The sequence below is a fragment of the Paenibacillus anaericanus genome (assembly GCF_003994475.1).
GTDB lineage: Bacteria > Bacillota > Bacilli > Paenibacillales > Paenibacillaceae > Fontibacillus > Fontibacillus anaericanus.
This window is the reverse complement of sequence record NZ_RZNY01000082.1, coordinates 1-1492: the sequence shown is the minus strand read 5'-3', so window position 1 is coordinate 1492 and position 1492 is coordinate 1. Positions and strand designations below refer to the sequence as shown.

Annotated in this window: 2 protein-coding genes; both read right to left on the bottom strand. The window is 44.3% G+C overall.

The features are described 5' to 3' along the window. Positions 1-46: 46 nt before the first annotated feature. Positions 47-952 (bottom strand): IS3 family transposase, encoded by a 906-nt coding sequence (locus tag EJP82_RS27770; RefSeq protein WP_246054466.1) that lies wholly within the window; start codon positions 950-952, stop codon positions 47-49. Beyond that, a complete protein-coding gene (locus tag EJP82_RS28610) occupies positions 949-1365 on the bottom strand; it encodes an HTH domain-containing protein (RefSeq protein WP_246054465.1) in 417 nt (138 codons plus the stop codon). Before EJP82_RS28610 ends, EJP82_RS27770 begins: the two co-directional genes overlap by 4 nt. Positions 1366-1492 lie beyond the last annotated feature (127 nt).

Sequence of the window (1492 nt, the reverse complement as noted above, 5' to 3'; positions counted from 1 at the left end):
TGAACTGTGACCTTATTTGTAGACAGTTCTGAAAAAGAGCCTTTCGTTAGGCAGTCAACAGATGACTTCTGAATTCATCAGGAGTCATCTGTTTTAATGTCCACTGGTAACGCTCCGTATTGTAATATTCCATATAGTCATTTACTCGAACTCGTAATTCCTGAATGGTCGTACACGATTTATACTCTAGCTCATCCTTCATATGACCGAAGAATGTCTCCATCGAGGCATTATCCCAGCAATTCCCTTTGCGGGACATGGACTGCTTAATGCCAGCCTTATTGACGAGAAGATGAAACTTTGGGTGAGTATAATGCATCCCTTGGTCAGAGTGTAAAATGGCCTCAGGATGAATATTGCTATCCAGTCGATCCAGCAACCTTTCCATAGTCCGTTCCACTAGCGATAGGGCCAAAGAGGAGGAGAGATAATGAGCCAAAACTTGTCTCGTCGATCCATCCTTCACCACGGACAGATAGGCACATTGTCCATGCCCATAGTGCATATAGGTTATATCCGTCAGCAGTACCTTCTCAGGCTCTCCTTGGTCAAACTCACGCTTTAGTAGATTTGGACATGTTTGGTGCTCTTTTGTAGCTTTCGCCATCTTACGATAGGGATTGGCTTGCCGAATCGTAGCAATAAGGTTATATTTTCGCATTAATCTTCGAATCTTCTTGTGGTTCATGACAACGCTGCTCTTCCGTTCAAGTCTCATCTTCACTACTAAGGCTCCAGCTTTACCATTCAAATCGTCAAAGTGCTTTTGGATAAGGAAAGCGTCACGCTCATCTGCTTCCTCTCGTAACTGTCTGGATTCCTCAGCCGCAAGCCAGCGGTAATAACCGCTTAAACTCACATGGGCCAACTTGCATAGGTAGCGCGTCATACGCTGTAGGCCGTGCTTGCGGATGGTGTGGTTAATGATCTGGAAGCGCTCGGAGGGTGTCAACGTTTCCTCAGCATTTTCTGCTTTTCGAGCGCCTCGAGCTTTTTTAAAAAGTCATTCTCCATCTCAAGTAGCTTGATTCGTGCTTCCGCACGTTTTAGTTTTTCTTCGGTGGAGAGTTCTCCTGCAGGTCTTCTGCCCGTAGATCCTTTTCCCCGATGATTCTCAAGCAGTCCATCTTCTCCATGAGCCTGGTAAGAATTACGCCAACGGTTTAGGCAATGCTTGGGTTTCTTACGACCGATAATATCCATATTAAATCCGGCTTTGAGGAAAATCTCCATCGGGGTTTGTCCCTCTTTATAGGCCTTAACTGCTGCAAGTTTAAACGTAGGTGAATACGTAATACTCTTCTCCGTCACGTTCTCGACATTTGGATTCCCCTCTAGCTGTTTAATCTCATTTTCGTTGAACATCTTTAAATCACCTCTCGTTTTATTGATGAGTTCTTCCACGGTTTTGTTTCAATAGTTCGATTAAAACACAAATGACCCGTAAGAGGGTCACTTTTTTCAAAGTTTCCATCTTACGGGTCACAGTTCA

Bases quoted from the DNA above. Each gene is read 5' to 3' on its own strand.
- EJP82_RS28610 (WP_246054465.1), bottom strand. From the start codon at position 1,365: ATGTTCAACGAAAATGAGATTAAACAGCTAGAGGGGAATCCAAATGTC.